Genomic DNA, 14,553 nt, shown 5'->3' with positions numbered 1-14,553 from the left:
TATCTACTATTTTACTGTATTATAGACTATTGAATGCTTTTTAAGGGTCGACTAATTAAAAGTAGAGTTGTTCTCAAATATTGTGTGGTGGTATGTTGCATGCGTGTACTGTTTTAGGTTTTCTTACAGGCTCTATAGTGATGATATTTTTTATTTAGCCGATAATGACTCAGTGGATAATAACCTCTTTACCGTCTATTTCGTAGGTGAATGGATAGGATTGTTTCAGGGCGTCAAGCATCTGTTGTAGTGTTTCGCTCTTGATACTGCCCGTGAAACGCTGTTCTGCCAATGCGGCATTTTTTATTTTTATGGTTACCTGATAACGCTTTTCCATTAGCTTGGCTAAATCGGAAAACCGCTGTTTCTGGAAAACCAGTGAGCCTTTCAACCATTGTGTTTCGGGAATGATCGTATCGTTTTCCTGTACCAAATCACGGACAACATAATTACTGTCACCCGAGATGATATGACCGTCACGCACTACGATTTTTTGGTTAGGTTGTAACAATATCTCTTTGGTATTTTTCCTCCGGTTGTCTTTCACTGCTATCAATCCGCGTATCAGCGCCACTTCAATGTCCGAAGAGGCAGCATCCACATTAAAGGCGGTTCCTTTTACCGTCACATCTATGTCGCGTGCGGTTACGGTGAGGGGTACCTCGGGACGATGTGTTACATCGAAGAACGCTTTACCAGTGAGGTGTATTTTACGATCCTTCTCGCCAAAACGGTCATTATATGCGATTCGGGAGTGTTTGTTAAGCCACACCTGTGTACCGTCATCAAGGACGGCGTACAGGTTCTCATCGCCTGACTCCATCACCTGGCTATAAAGCTCCTGCTTGGGTAAAAGATAATAGTAAGCCGACCAGCTTAATCCGATCAGGATAGCTATCGCTGCGGCAATCCGGGCCCATACGGGGATTATATGTTTACTTGACTGTAACGGCTTTTGCGGATGCCAAACAATGGCAGACGGCATTATACGTTTACGTGGCTCCGATATATGGTAACCGGTTTCAGGCATTCCGGCGATCTTATCCCATACTTCATCCAGTCTGGCATCAATATCTACATCGGACAGAGCTTCTCTATCCTGCATGAATCCATAGATTTCATCATAGATTTCCTTCAACTGACGGTTCTCTGTCAGCGTTTGCTGTAGATCCGCCCGCTCTTTTTCCGATATATTACCGCCTATCTCTTTGGATAATAAAGCGACAAATGTTTCTTTTGTCATTGCTGTAAAGTTTGTCGTTTATAATAAGGACACAGCGGCGACAAAAAATACGTAGCGATAAGAAAAAAAAATTCCGATATGCAATAAAAAACAGCCATAAAAGTTGCAATATATATCAACTTTATATATATTTGTGCCATGAGAAGGAAGATTATTGCTTTTGGGGAGTACTATCATACATTTTTACATTCATTGACCGATAAAGAGCAATTGAAAGTAAAATACGTATTATTATTGCTCGAAACTCAAGATCGATTACCTGTCAAATTTATCAAATATATAAAAGATGATTTGTATGAATTGAGAATAACATATAATGGAAATATATTCCGACTGTTTTTCATTTTTGATGAAGATAAAATAGTTGTCCTTTTCAATGGGTTTCGTAAGAAAACACAAAAAACCCCGAAAGGGGAGATAGAAAAAGCATTAAAAATAAAAAGAGAATATAATGAACAAAAAGGAATTCGAAATACATGACTTAAGTGCTGAACTGGAAAAAGAATTCGGAAAACCCGGTACGCCGGAACGGGCCGAATTCGATGAAAGGGCATATGCCTTTTATACCGGGCAGGTCATTCTGGATGCGCGTAAAAGTGAAAAGATCACCCAGACGGAGCTTGCAAAAAGATTAGGAGTGGATAAATCCTATATTTCTAAAATAGAGAATGGTATTGTTAATCCGAGCGTAGGATTTTTTTACCGTATCATGAATGCTTTGAATTTGAGGATAGAGATCACCCGGCAAGTAGGATAATTTTAAAATTACCACAACACTGCCATTATCTTTTTCATTTGCTTTTTGCGGGGAGAATAGCCCAGATAGAGGGTGATTTCCTCTTCGAGTTTTTTCACGGCTTTATAGAGATGTGTCTCGACGGTTCGGTGTGAAAGGTGGAGAATTTTGGCTGTCTGTCGGGCAGAGAGACCGCTTTCCTTTATCATCTTGAAAACCTGTTTTTGCTGATCGGGCAGGTTTTCGATAAGAGCATGCAGTCTTGCCGACAGTTCCTTGTGTTCCATTCTTGAAAGAGGATTGCTGTCGGCCAATGATTGTTCCGTTATGGGTTGTTCGTCGAGTGGCACGACCTTACTTGAATCCCTTAGAGCGTTCAGGCAACGGTTTTTCACGCTTTTAAAAAGATAGATTTCGGGTGAACCAATGTCGCCAATGCGTTCGTGGTTCATCCAAAGCCAGACGAACAGGTCGGAGACCACCTCACCTGCTTTCCCCGTTTCGCCAAGGTAGCTTTTCGCAAAAAACAAGAGTGACTCGTATTTCAATCGGAATAAACAATTGAACGCCTCTTTATCATCTTCCTTTATGCAGGTGAATAGTTGTTGTATGTCGGGTTCGATACGTTGCATGCAACGGATTTTAAATAAAGACACCTCAAAAATCAACCATACGTATCCGGGGGTTGAAAATATGTTGTAAAGACTCCACTGTGGAATTTTTCTACAGATACTTGAATCGTTTTACAAATATCATCATTCATAGGGAATAATTCTCTATTTTTGTTCCGGATTCATTGAAAAATAGAATTACGCGCATTGATTTTTTAATCCAACCAAAATCTTAACTATGTTTTTATTTTTTCGTAGCGATTACGGAATTTTAAAAGCATAGTTATTTTTTTGTATTCTCATACACGCAACACTTTCACATTTTCTTTGTTATAACTGTCATATATTTAATGCATATGGGATACGAAATTGAACGCAAGTTTCTTGTCGGGGGTGATTATAAATCACAATCATCCAAAAGTTTTTCTATCAAACAGGGTTATCTTTCCCTTTCCGGAATAAGTGTGATCCGTGTACGGATCAAGGGTGAAAGAGCATTTATCACTATCAAGAGCGCTTTGGCAGAAGGCAAAATCAAACGCCATGAATGGGAATATGAGATTCCTATGGAGGATGCCGAAGAGATGCTTGCGTTATGTGAAAATCCGGTGATTGAAAAAACCAGGTACTTAATTGATTACGGTGGACATCTGTTCGAAGTAGATGAATTCTACGGCGATAACGATGGGTTGGTTATTGCTGAAATCGAACTGGAAGATGAAGAAGAATCGTTTGATCGCCCCGACTGGCTGGGAGATGAGGTGACCGGAAATGTGCGGTATTACAACTCGTTCCTGTCCATGCATCCATATAAGGAATGGAGTAGTGAATAAATCACTCCACCACTGTTACCCATCCGTACTTATCAGGTTCGTCGCCATATTGGATGGCACGTAGTTTATGGTATAACTTCTCGCTAACCGGGCCTGCTTTGCCGTCTTTGGAAAAATGGTAACTTCTGTTTTCACTCAAATCGTCGATCCTTAAAATGGGGCTGATTACTGCAGCCGTACCGCAGGCTCCCGCTTCCTCGAAGGTAGCAAGTTCCTCTTCCAAAACCGGGCGGCGTTCTACTTTCATTCCCATATCTTCAGCCAGTTGCATCAGGCTCTTATTGGTGATGGAGGGCAGGATGGATTCCGATTTCGGGGTGATATAGGTATTGTCCTTGATCCCGAAGAAATTGGCCGGGCCACACTCGTCGATATATTTCTTTTCCCTTGCATCGAGATAAAGCACGGCGGAATAACCCATTTCGTGTGCTTTCTCACCCGAACGCAGGCTGGCGGCATAATTTCCACCCACCTTGTAAGTCCCTGTGCCGAGTGGAGCGGCACGGTCGTATTCACGCATGATGACCATAGGAGTAGGTTTGAAACCTTCTTTAAAGTAAGGACCTACCGGTGTGACAAAAATCAGGAAAGTATATTCTTTGGCCGGTTTTACTCCTACCTGGGCACTGGTACCAATCAGCAGCGGACGGATATACAATGATGCTCCACTCTCGTAAGGCGGTACAAAATGTGCATTTTTCTTCACGGCTAACAGCACCATCTCTTCAAAGCGTTCTACCGGCAGTTCCGCCATCATGATGCCGCGGCAGGAGGATTGCAAACGCAGTGCATTCTCTCTCATCCGGAAAATGCGGATTTTACCGTCTTTCCCGCGGAAAGCCTTTAGCCCTTCAAAGGCTTCCTGTCCATAATGCAGACAGGTAGCTGCCATATGAAGGTTGATATATTCCGATGTTTCCAGTTCGGGATCGCTCCATTTGCCGTCGCGGTAATAACAGCGGACGTTATAGTCGGTTTTCATGTAGCCGAATGATAAATTCGACCAGTCGATTGCATCCATTTTCGTAATATTTAATAGTATTTGAGTTAGACTAAATACCCTACAAATATAGGGCTTTATTTTTGTAATTAGCATTCTTTTACAGGAAAAATTAGTATTTTCGTACTGCCAAATGATCGACCAGATAACTATAGGACGTATTCAGGATGCGGCACAAATTGTAGATGTCGTATCCGATTTTGTCACGCTCCGCCGCCGGGGGGTGAACTATGTGGGTTTGTGCCCGTTCCATGACGACCGTACTCCTTCGTTTTACGTTTCTCCCGCCAAAAATATCTGTAAGTGTTTTGCCTGCGGCGAAGGGGGAACCCCGATACACTTCGTGATGAAGCATGAGCAGCTTTCCTATTACGAGGCGTTGAAGTATCTTGCCCGCAAGTACAATATCGAGGTGGTGGAGAAAGAGTTTACCGATGAGGAGAAGCAGGCCCAGAGCGATCGGGACAGTATGTTTATCCTCAATGAGTATGCCCGTGATTATTTTGTAAAGATACTTCATACGCATCCCGAAGGGAAGGCCGTCGGACTTTCCTATTTCCGCGAAAGAGGATTCCGCGACGATATCGTGAAAAAGTTCCAGCTTGGTTACAGCCTGGAGCAACGCGATGCCTTCTCGGTCGAGGCACAGAAAGCCGGATACAAACGCGATTACTTGCTGAAAACAGGATTATCTACCGGTAACGACAATCAACCGCTTTTCGACCGTTTCCGTGGAAGGGTGATTTTTCCTGTCCATACACTTTCGGGGAAGGTAGTCGCTTTTGGTGGTCGTATCCTCAAAAAGGCAGAGAATACGGGGAAGTATGTGAACTCCCCCGAAAGTGAGATTTATTCCAAAAGCAAGGAACTCTACGGAATTTATTTCGCCAAAAATGCCATAGTAAAACAGGACAAATGTTTTCTGGTGGAAGGATATACTGATGTGATCTCTATGCATCAGGCGGGAATTGAAAATGTGGTGGCCTCTTCCGGGACGGCGCTTACCTACGGGCAGATCCGTATGATACACCGTTTCTCCGAGAACATTACTGTCCTCTATGATGGCGATGCGGCGGGGATTAAAGCAGCGCTGAGAGGGATCGACCTGCTGCTGGAAGACGGTATGAATGTGAAAGTAGTACTTCTTCCCGAAGGAGAGGATCCCGATTCGTTTGCAAGAAAGCAGAATGCAGAGGGTTTTCATCAATATATTGCGGAGAATGAGGTCGATTTTATCCGTTTTAAAACACAACTGTTGTTGAAAGAGGTGGGAGATGATCCCGTCAAGCGATCAGGATTGATATCGAGTGTGGTGGAGAGTATCGCGTTAATACCTAATACCATTACCCGTTCTGTTTATATTCAGGAATGCTCCCAACTGTTGAATATACAGGAGCGGGTACTGATTTCGGAGATCAATAAGATACGTCGCCGCAATTACGAAAGGAAGAAGGAACAAAAAGAGAAAGAGCCCGTTTTGCTGCCGGAGCGTGAACCGGAAGATATGCCAATACCCGGGGAAGAGACAAAAAGCAAGGTTTCTTTAAAAAGTCCTTACGAAAAATATGAAAAGGAGATACTACGTTATGTAGTCCGCTATGGTAACAGACCTATTTACCGTAAGTTTGAAAAACAGAAACGGAAACAGGGTAAAGAGGTCATTGAAGAGGATGTGTTGGTAGAAGAGGGGCCGGGTGTAACGGAATTTGTAAAGTTCGACCTGGAGCGTGATAATATCACGTTTACTACTGGCTTGTACAAACGGATTTTTGAAGAAGCTGTGGCGTATATGGAGGATATGGATTTCGATTCCGGTCGTCATTTTCTGTCGCATGTCGATCCGGTTATCAGCAAACTGGCATCGGAGTTGATGAGTGACCGCTATCATCTGAGTAAGATCCATGCGAAGATACTGGGAGAAGAACTCGATGACAAAGATTCCCGACTGTTGGAGGAAAACCTGCTGAATTCCTATGTGCCCCGCGCGACGACAGAACTGAAAAATGCCTATGTCCTGCAACAGATCAAGGAGATAAAAGAGGAGATGCGAAAAAGTAATCCGGATGATTCTCTTTCTCTTATTGTCCGGCTCCAGCAGTTGCAAGAGATCAAAAAAATTCTCTCGAAAGAGTTGGGAGAAAGGATTATACTAAAATATTAGACTAAGATGATAGTATGCTTCGCACGATATAGCTTTGCGATAATGGATTCGCCGATAGTTGTATTTCCGGTGATAGTTCGTTTCCCGTGGTAATTAGTAATTGGTAATTAAATTAAAATAGATGTATTTAGAAACCAGTAATGTAGTAAAGCAGTATGCCAATCATCTGGCGCTGGATAAAGTGAGTATTCAGGTTCCCCGTGCTACTGTTTTCGGATTGTTAGGACCGAATGGTGCGGGTAAAACTACGCTTATCCGTATCATTACCCGTATTACTGCCCCTGACAGTGGGGAAGTGATGATCGACGGTCGCCCCTCAAAAGCCGAAGATGTGTACAAAATCGGTTATCTGCCCGAAGAGCGCGGATTATACAAAAAAATGAAAGTAGGGGAGCAGGCGATGTATCTGGCGCAACTGAGGGGATTATCTAAAAAAGATGCACATCGTGAATTGATGATATGGTTCAAGCGATTCGACATTATGGACTGGTACAATCGTAAGGTAGAGGAATTATCGAAGGGGATGCAGCAGAAAGTACAGTTTATCTCCACCGTAATCCATAATCCTGATCTGTTGATTTTCGACGAACCTTTCAGTGGTTTCGATCCCGTGAATGCGGATATCGTGAAGAGGGAAATGTTACGCCTCAAGGATGAAGGAAAGACCATCATTCTCTCTACACACAATATGGAATCGGTAGAGGAGTTGTGTGATAATATCGCGCTGATCCATAAGTCGCAGGTGGTATTGCAGGGAAAAGTATTTGATATCCGCAAGGAACATCGTCCCGATATTTTCCGGTTCCGGCTGATGGGCAATGAATTCGATCTGGAACATCCTTCCTTTACTTTGTTGTCGAAAGAGCCTTACCATGAATTTATTGATCTGCGTATCCAAAAGGAGGGCGATATCAGCAGTAATGAACTGGTGAGATTAATTCTCGACAGGTATGAGGTAATGAGTTACGATGAAGAACTGCCTACCATGAACGATGTGTTCATCAGAACCGTCACAAGATAAAAATACAATTAATCGTTTTCGATGAGTTAAATCTCCACAGGGAATTTAAAAATCAACTGAATATCCATTGCACATGAACAGATTAGGTTTAGTAATCCAAAGAGAATATATCACCAGGGTAAGAAAGAAATCATTTATTATCCTTACGCTCCTTATGCCGTTATTGATGGTGGCTTTGTCATTAGTCCCCCTATGGCTTTCTACCCTTAATGACGGGAGTGTGAAGAATGTAGCCGTAATAGACAATACGGGTATCTATGCACCACTATTGAAATCAACTGATGCTTATCAGTTTCAGGTGATAGGCGGATCGGAGCAGCAGGAGCCGGAATCGAGATTGGGAAAGGACCTGTTTGCTATTTTACAGATTACCGAAGACCTGAACAAAAATCCCCGGGCGGTTTCGCTCACATCCCAGAAACAGGCTCCACAGGAGCTCCAGTCGATGATTGTGAGGACGTTGAACGAAAAAGTCACACAACAAAAGTTGGATGATCTTTCATCGTCGGGTAATGTGGACAGGGAAGCTATTACACAGGTACGCTCCATTGTGGAAGAAGGATCAAGGGTCTCTTTGCGGACATTACGCCTCGACAGCGGCGGAGGCGTCTCGGAATCCTCTACCGAACTGGCTACCATCATCGGGATGCTGTTCACCATACTTATCTATATGTTTATACTGATGTATGGCAACATGGTGATGCAGGCGGTGCTGGAAGAGAAGAAAAGCCGGATCGTAGAGGTGATGGTATCTTCCGTAAAACCGGTCAACCTGCTGGTGGGTAAAGTGGTAGGAATCGGATTGGTAGGGATTACCCAATTGATTATCTGGGGGATATTGATGGGACTCTTCTTCAGCGGACTCTCCTTTTTTATCGCCTCTCCCGGACAGATGGACACTGCTATGCCGGCCGAAATGAGTAGCTTCGATATGGAAGGAATCATGAATACGGTTATGTCAGTCAACTGGCTGGAGATCGGTTTCTATTTTATCCTGTTTTTCATTGGAGGATATATCCTGTACGCGTCTATCTTCGCCATGTTTGCATCGGCAGTCGATAGTGAGGAGGACACAAGCCAGTTTATGACTCCTGTAACGCTTATTATCGTGTTTGCCTTCCTGGCCGGATTCTATAGCGTGAATAATCCCGACGGACCCCTGGCTTTCTGGGCGTCACTGATTCCATTCAGTTCGCCCATTGTGATGATGGTGCGTATTCCCTTCGGAATACCATTGTGGGAGAAACTGTTGTCGGTCGTGCTGCTCTATGGTACATTTATACTTATATCGATACTTGCTGCCAAAATCTACAGGGTAGGTATTTTGATGTACGGTAAGAAGCCATCTATCAAAGAGATGGTGAAATGGGTGAAATATAAATAAAACTTTTGATTGTTTTTTACATGAAAATAAAACAAAAAGTTGTATTTTTGTCAAATAATTAGCAATTTTCTATTTGAATGGGTTGTTTTATACGAAATCGTTTAAATATTTACTGAGGAGGATATAGTATTTTGTTTCAGTCGCGATAATGTAGTCCAGATGATAAAGCAGATCACATTTATTGCATATAATCTTAAAACACTTGCCTGATTCTATGGAATCACGCAGGTGTTTTTTTGGATAATAGGGCATCATTATTTCGGGATCCGGTGCCAAACCCTATTTTGATAGAGAATGCAACAAAGTTTCAATCGTATGAAGTTTGAAAAAATGCAAGCCGCAGGTAATGACTACATTTATGTCAACCTGTTCGAAGAACAAGTGGATGATCCTGAAGTATTATCCCGCCGGATAAGTGATCGTCATTTTGGTGTCGGAAGTGATGGGCTTGTCCTTATCGGACCTGATGAAGAGGGTGATTTTTCGATGAAGATGTATAATGCCGACGGTAGTGAAGGTGCGATGTGCGGCAACGCGGCACGCTGCGTGGGCAAATATCTTTATGAAAGAGGATTGACTACAAAAAAGGAGATTGCATTGAACACCAAATCGGGGATAAAATATCTTTTGTTGACGGTGAATCCACAGAACAATAAGGTAGAAAGTGTCCGGGTAAATATGGGAAAAGCGATTTTCTCCGATTCGAATTTGGTTACAATTCCTGAGATGGTGAATTATCCCCTGTCGGTGAATGGTAAAGAGTGTCCCATCACCTTTGTCTCAATGGGCAATCCGCATGTAGTCATCTTTATGGACGGTATTGATAAGCTGGATATTGAGAAAATTGGATCACTGATCGAACATCAACCTTTGTTCCCGCAACGGACCAATGTGGAATTTATTGAAGTGATTGACCGAAGCCATTTGAAGATGCGGGTATGGGAGAGAGGAAGCGGCGAGACGCTTGCCTGTGGAACCGGAGCATGTGCTTCGTTGGTCGCCGGGGTGATCACAGGCCGGTGCGATACCAAAGCCTCTGTTCAACTCAAAGGAGGACTACTTGAAGTTGAATGGGATAGGGATGACAATCAGGTCTATCTTACCGGTGATGCCCATTTTGTATTCAAAGGCGAAATTTAATGTGCCAATCCCGATAAATCGGGACAAGTAGTGAATAATGTGCCAATTATAAGTGGAAAAAAAAGTGGAAAGATGTCTAGGTGGTTAGATTTAACCAATCTTCTTCAATCTCACTCAATCTCATTCAATCAACAAATCGAATATATGTTTGAAATCAACGAGAACTATCTGCAACTAAATGAAAGTTACCTGTTCAATACCATAGCTAAAAGAATAGAGAAATTCAGTGCTTCACATCCCGAAGCCGATATTATCCGGTTGGGGATCGGAGACGTGACACTGCCTCTGCCTCCATCTGTTCTCCAAGCCATGCATAATGCAGTGGATGAAATGGGTGTAAAGGAGACTTTTCGCGGCTATGGACCGGAACAGGGATATGCTTTTTTGCGGGAGAAGATCTCGGAGGTCGATTTCAGGCAGAGAGGGATTGATATCTCACCCGGTGAAATTTTTGTGGGTGACGGCTCTAAAAGCGATACGGGTAACATTGGTGATATCCTGGGAGAGGGCAATGTTGTGGCTATCACCAATCCTGTCTATCCTGTCTATCTCGACACCAATATTATGCGCTTGGGTAAGTCCTCAAAGATTGTGTTGCTACCTTGTGGAGAGGAGAATGGTTTTCTGCCCGAAATGCCTTCGCAGCGCCCGGATGTGATCTATCTCTGTTATCCCAACAATCCTACGGGTACGGTGATGACCAGGGAACAACTCAAACAATGGGTGGATTATGCGTTGGAAAACAGGAGTCTTATTCTGTTTGATGCGGCCTATGAGGCTTTTATCCGGGACAAGGAAATACCTCATAGCATCTATGAAATTGAGGGAGCTGCAGCGTGTGCCATCGAGTTCCGTTCTTTCTCCAAAAATGCCGGATTCACCGGTTTGCGATGTAGCTATACGGTGGTGCCGAAAGTGCTGACAGCAAGATCCGCAGAAGGGAGCAATATATCGCTGAACGGCTTATGGAACCGCCGCCAGTCCACCAAATTCAATGGTACGCCCTATATTGTCCAAAAGGCAGCCGAAGCCGTTTATTCACCGGAGGGCCAACAGGAAGTACGCGAAATGGTTTCTTACTATATGCGTAACGCGGAGATGATCAGGGAAGGACTAACAGAAAAAGGATGGACTTTCTTTGGCGGCAAAGATTCTCCCTATATCTGGCTGAAATGTCCCGGTGGCATGGATTCATGGACATTTTTCGATCGCCTGCTCCAGGAGTGCCATATTGTAGGCACACCCGGCGTAGGATTCGGCTCCAAAGGCGAAGGCTATTTCCGGTTGACCGCCTTCAATAGTTTGGAGAAAACAGAAGAGGCGATTGAAAGAATAAAAAATTTCCAACAATAATAAAACTACCTATTCTCTTCTCAAATAAATGGGATTCCTGGATTCGTCTATTTTAAGAATACGATCTGTTTTTATACCCAAAAATGGTAGGTTAAGGGTGAAAATGAGTGTGTGAATACTCAATTATTGCTATTGTAAGGAATAACGGCTGCTTGTACCTTTGTACCTTAATGAAATCGGCTATTCATCGTTTTTCTATGGCAATCACGTTGTGGAATGTGGGTGTGTGCGATTTTATGCCGATAATATAAAGGAGGTTATTTGAGAACACTTATTCTTACGCTTGTTTTACTTGTGTGTGCGGTGGTATCCCTCTTCGTGGGGGTGGCAGATATCTCTGTTGCCGATATATTTCATTGGAATGCGGAGAAGTTAGCACTGATCTCTATCAGTCGTATTCCCCGCACGGCTGCACTGATACTCGCCGGAGTAGGAATGAGCATATCCGGTTTGATCATGCAGCAGATGACACAGAATAAGTTTGTGGCTCCTACTACAGCCGGTACGCTCGAAGCAGCTAAAATGGGGTTGCTTATCTTTCTCATCTTTATTCCTACGGCAGGGTCGGCCATAAAAATGATATTGGCTTTCCTCTTTACGTTTGTTGCCAGCCTCATCTTTCTGGCTATTGTGCGGAAGATACGCTACCGCAACGTAGTGTTTGTCCCGTTGGTAGGATTGATGTTCGGAGGGATCATTGGTTCGATATCCACCTTTTTCGCTGTAAGACTGAACATCGTGCAGGATACCAATGCCTGGATGATGGGTGATTTTTCGGGTATCCTGCAAGGGCGCTATGAACTGATCTATCTCAGCCTGCCTGCCATCATTATCACTTACCTCTACGCCAACAAGTTCACTGTCATAGGGATGGGAGAGGATTTTTCCCGGAATCTGGGATTGAATTATACAGCAATCATGAATATCGGTCTTTTCTGCGTATCACTCACTGTAAGTGCTGTGGTGATCACTGCGGGCGCCATTCCTTTTCTGGGACTGATCGTTCCCAATGTAGTGAGTCTTCTCTTTGGAGATAACCTGAAGAAAACATTGCCTCTGGTTGCCTTGTCGGGAGCTATTTTCCTCCTGTTATGCGATATTGCCGGCCGGGTGGTGATATATCCCTACGAAGTACCTATCGGGGTAACGGTAAGTATTATCGGAGCAATCATTTTTCTCATACTGATAATAAGGAAGAGATGAAGGGGATAAAAAAGAATTTTCTGGTTACGATCCTGTTATTGTTGGTAGCGGCTGCCCTCTTCCTTTTCTATGATATGGGGAGCAATTGGGAGTTTGCCCTGCGTCTACGAGGTGTAAAAGTACTGGCTATCCTGGTTGTCTCCTGCTGTGTGGCTTACTCCTCCGTCGCTTTCCAGACGCTTACCAACAACCGGATACTCACCCCTTCCATCATGGGATTTGAATCGGTGTATCTGCTGATCCAGACCGTGATCGTGTTTATCTATGGTGATTTGACATTCCATGTACTCAGTAGTCTAGATAATTTCTTCCTGTCGGTATTGGGAATGATTGGATTTGCCTTTTTACTATATATATTAATATACAGGAAGGGAAAAGACAATCTCTATTTATTACTGCTTGTCGGGATTATACTGGGTACCCTGTTCAACAGTCTCAGTTCGTTTATGCAGTTGCTGATTGACCCGAGCGATTATTTTATCGTACAGGGTAAGATGTTTGCTACGTTCAACAAGATCAACCGTGATCTGTTATGGCCCTCGGCGGGAGTATTGGTAGTGCTTCTGGTTGTCGGTTTTCGGACGACCAAATATCTGGATGTGCTGGCATTGGGCAGGGATCAGGCAATTAACCTGGGACTGAATTATAACCGTACGGTACAACTCTTCCTGATAATTATTGCTATACTGGTGTCAGTTTCCACTGCTCTGGTCGGCCCTATCACTTTCCTGGGCCTGCTGGTGACCAATCTCACCTATGAGTTATTTAAGACACACCGGCATAGTGTAATTATTGCTGCCTGTTGTCTGGTTACTGCCGTCACCTTGTTGGGTGGGCAATTTGTAATGGAGCGGCTCTTTCATCTCTCTATCCCGGTAAGTGCTATTATCAATCTTGTGGGGGGATTGTATTTTATGTTTTTATTGTTACGAGTAAGAAAACTATGATTGAAGTAAAAAATATATCAAAACAATATGGCAGGAAGATTGTGTTGGATGGTGTCGACTTGCAGTTTCCCATAGGAAAGATTACCTCGTTAATCGGGAGTAACGGTGCAGGAAAAAGTACCCTGCTATCCATTGTAAGTCGTTTGCTGGCGCAAGACGGCGGTGTGGTGACGGTAGATGGAAAGAATGTGTCTGATTATAAGAATAAGGTATTGGCACAACGACTTTCTATTCTGAAACAATCCAACCATATACGGCTGAAGCTGACCGTGCGGGAGTTAGTATCGTTCGGCCGGTTTCCCTATTCGCAGGATAAGCTGACCGATGAAGACAATGAAAAAGTAGACAGGGCGATCCGTTTTTTGGATCTGAAAGATATTGAAAATGCCTATATCGATGAATTGAGTGGTGGACAAAAACAGAGGGCTTATATGGCGATGGTGGTGGCACAGGATACGGAGTATGTGTTGCTCGACGAACCGTTGAACAACCTGGATATGAGACATTCGGTACAAACAATGAAGACTTTGCGCAGGCTGGCAGATGAATGGAATAAAACCATTATTATCGTGTTGCATGATATCAATTTTGCATCTCATTATTCCGATTATATTGTTGCCCTGAAAGATGGTAAAGTGAAATATTGTGATACTACTGACAACATTATCAATGAAAAAGTGTTGGAAGATGTGTTCGACATCGCGATCAATGTATCGGAGTTTAATCAGAAAAAAGTCTGTAATTATTTTATGTAAAATTTAAGACGTTGTAAACTAAAAACTAAAAGTGAAAAATTAAAATTTAAGATTCAAAATTCAAAAGAAATTGGTAATTAGTAATTGATAATTGGTAATTAATTACTTCTCTACTTCTTGAACTTCTTAGTTCTAATTTCTCAAACATTAAATTAATCAATCAACA

At 43.1% G+C, this 14,553-nt stretch carries 14 protein-coding genes; 11 read left to right on the top strand and 3 right to left on the bottom strand.

Annotation, left to right across the window (positions count from 1 at the left end; genetic code table 11):
• Positions 1–169 precede the first annotated feature (169 nt).
• Complete coding sequence (locus U2P89_RS03095) at positions 170–1,243, bottom strand: FecR family protein (protein WP_322190582.1); 1,074 nt, start codon at positions 1,241–1,243, stop codon at positions 170–172.
• A 138-nt stretch (positions 1,244–1,381) separates the two neighbouring features.
• Here U2P89_RS03095 and U2P89_RS03090 point away from each other — a divergent pair, with 138 nt between their 5' ends.
• Both U2P89_RS03090 and U2P89_RS03085 read left to right on the top strand, forming a co-directional pair.
• On the top strand, positions 1,382–1,723 hold the full coding sequence (locus U2P89_RS03090; protein WP_076931928.1) for a type II toxin-antitoxin system RelE/ParE family toxin: 342 nt from the start codon (positions 1,382–1,384) through the stop codon (positions 1,721–1,723).
• Complete coding sequence (locus U2P89_RS03085) at positions 1,695–2,000, top strand: helix-turn-helix domain-containing protein (protein ID WP_076931927.1); 306 nt, start codon at positions 1,695–1,697, stop codon at positions 1,998–2,000. Before U2P89_RS03090 ends, U2P89_RS03085 begins: the two co-directional genes overlap by 29 nt.
• An 8-nt stretch (positions 2,001–2,008) precedes the next feature.
• On the opposite strand, the gene U2P89_RS03080 is transcribed toward U2P89_RS03085, so the two are convergent.
• A complete protein-coding gene (locus tag U2P89_RS03080) occupies positions 2,009–2,611 on the bottom strand; it encodes an RNA polymerase sigma-70 factor (RefSeq protein ID WP_322190581.1) in 603 nt (200 codons plus the stop codon).
• Between the two features lie 335 nt (positions 2,612–2,946).
• Here U2P89_RS03080 and U2P89_RS03075 point away from each other — a divergent pair, with 335 nt between their 5' ends.
• Positions 2,947–3,423 (top strand): CYTH domain-containing protein, encoded by a 477-nt coding sequence (locus tag U2P89_RS03075; protein ID WP_076931925.1) that lies wholly within the window; start codon positions 2,947–2,949, stop codon positions 3,421–3,423.
• Between the two features lies 1 nt (position 3,424).
• On the opposite strand, the gene U2P89_RS03070 is transcribed toward U2P89_RS03075, so the two are convergent.
• Positions 3,425–4,444, bottom strand: a complete 1,020-nt coding sequence (locus tag U2P89_RS03070; RefSeq protein ID WP_076931924.1) for a branched-chain amino acid aminotransferase — start codon at positions 4,442–4,444, stop codon at positions 3,425–3,427.
• Positions 4,445–4,556: 112 nt separating this feature from the next.
• Between U2P89_RS03070 and dnaG the strand changes: the two genes are divergently transcribed.
• The 8 genes from dnaG (at position 4,557) to U2P89_RS03030 (ending at position 14,387) form a co-directional block, all read left to right on the top strand.
• Positions 4,557–6,584, top strand: coding sequence for a DNA primase (gene dnaG / locus U2P89_RS03065; RefSeq protein ID WP_076931923.1), 2,028 nt, complete (start codon positions 4,557–4,559; stop codon positions 6,582–6,584).
• A 121-nt stretch (positions 6,585–6,705) separates the two neighbouring features.
• Positions 6,706–7,605: an ABC transporter ATP-binding protein gene (locus U2P89_RS03060; protein ID WP_322190580.1), complete on the top strand. Its 900-nt coding sequence runs from the start codon at positions 6,706–6,708 to the stop codon at positions 7,603–7,605.
• Between the two features lie 73 nt (positions 7,606–7,678).
• A complete protein-coding gene (locus U2P89_RS03055) occupies positions 7,679–8,989 on the top strand; it encodes an ABC transporter permease (RefSeq protein WP_322190579.1) in 1,311 nt (436 codons plus the stop codon).
• Between the two features lie 315 nt (positions 8,990–9,304).
• The gene (gene dapF / locus U2P89_RS03050; RefSeq protein ID WP_322190578.1) at positions 9,305–10,129 is read left to right on the top strand and encodes a diaminopimelate epimerase; all 825 of its coding nucleotides are present in this window, start codon (positions 9,305–9,307) and stop codon (positions 10,127–10,129) included.
• 144 nt (positions 10,130–10,273) lie between these two features.
• Positions 10,274–11,482, top strand: a complete 1,209-nt coding sequence (locus U2P89_RS03045) for an LL-diaminopimelate aminotransferase (RefSeq protein ID WP_322190577.1) — start codon at positions 10,274–10,276, stop codon at positions 11,480–11,482.
• A 261-nt stretch (positions 11,483–11,743) separates the two neighbouring features.
• Positions 11,744–12,685 carry an ABC transporter permease gene (locus U2P89_RS03040; protein WP_076931910.1) on the top strand — a complete coding sequence of 314 codons (942 nt, stop codon included), beginning with the start codon at positions 11,744–11,746 and terminating at the stop codon, positions 12,683–12,685.
• Complete coding sequence (locus tag U2P89_RS03035; RefSeq protein WP_322190576.1) at positions 12,682–13,632, top strand: iron chelate uptake ABC transporter family permease subunit; 951 nt, start codon at positions 12,682–12,684, stop codon at positions 13,630–13,632. The genes U2P89_RS03040 and U2P89_RS03035 overlap by 4 nt, the downstream gene beginning before the upstream one ends.
• Complete coding sequence (locus U2P89_RS03030) at positions 13,629–14,387, top strand: ABC transporter ATP-binding protein (RefSeq protein ID WP_019538240.1); 759 nt, start codon at positions 13,629–13,631, stop codon at positions 14,385–14,387. Before U2P89_RS03035 ends, U2P89_RS03030 begins: the two co-directional genes overlap by 4 nt.
• The last annotated feature ends 166 nt before the right edge of the window (positions 14,388–14,553 follow it).

The organism is Proteiniphilum sp. (assembly GCF_034331125.1).
In the GTDB taxonomy this organism is placed as follows: domain Bacteria; phylum Bacteroidota; class Bacteroidia; order Bacteroidales; family Dysgonomonadaceae; genus Proteiniphilum; species Proteiniphilum saccharofermentans.
This window is presented reverse-complemented; position numbering and strand designations above follow the sequence as displayed.

Bases quoted from the DNA above. Each gene is read 5' to 3' on its own strand.
- U2P89_RS03095 (WP_322190582.1), bottom strand. From the start codon at position 1,243: ATGACAAAAGAAACATTTGTCGCTTTATTATCCAAAGAGATAGGCGGT.
- U2P89_RS03060 (WP_322190580.1), top strand. From the start codon at position 6,706: ATGTATTTAGAAACCAGTAATGTAGTAAAGCAGTATGCCAATCATCTG.
- U2P89_RS03070 (WP_076931924.1), bottom strand. From the start codon at position 4,444: ATGGATGCAATCGACTGGTCGAATTTATCATTCGGCTACATGAAAACC.
- U2P89_RS03030 (WP_019538240.1), top strand. From the start codon at position 13,629: ATGATTGAAGTAAAAAATATATCAAAACAATATGGCAGGAAGATTGTG.
- dapF (WP_322190578.1), top strand. From the start codon at position 9,305: ATGAAGTTTGAAAAAATGCAAGCCGCAGGTAATGACTACATTTATGTC.
- U2P89_RS03055 (WP_322190579.1), top strand. From the start codon at position 7,679: ATGAACAGATTAGGTTTAGTAATCCAAAGAGAATATATCACCAGGGTA.
- U2P89_RS03085 (WP_076931927.1), top strand. From the start codon at position 1,695: ATGAACAAAAAGGAATTCGAAATACATGACTTAAGTGCTGAACTGGAA.
- U2P89_RS03045 (WP_322190577.1), top strand. From the start codon at position 10,274: ATGTTTGAAATCAACGAGAACTATCTGCAACTAAATGAAAGTTACCTG.
- U2P89_RS03090 (WP_076931928.1), top strand. From the start codon at position 1,382: ATGAGAAGGAAGATTATTGCTTTTGGGGAGTACTATCATACATTTTTA.
- dnaG (WP_076931923.1), top strand. From the start codon at position 4,557: ATGATCGACCAGATAACTATAGGACGTATTCAGGATGCGGCACAAATT.
- U2P89_RS03075 (WP_076931925.1), top strand. From the start codon at position 2,947: ATGGGATACGAAATTGAACGCAAGTTTCTTGTCGGGGGTGATTATAAA.
- U2P89_RS03035 (WP_322190576.1), top strand. From the start codon at position 12,682: ATGAAGGGGATAAAAAAGAATTTTCTGGTTACGATCCTGTTATTGTTG.
- U2P89_RS03080 (WP_322190581.1), bottom strand. From the start codon at position 2,611: ATGCAACGTATCGAACCCGACATACAACAACTATTCACCTGCATAAAG.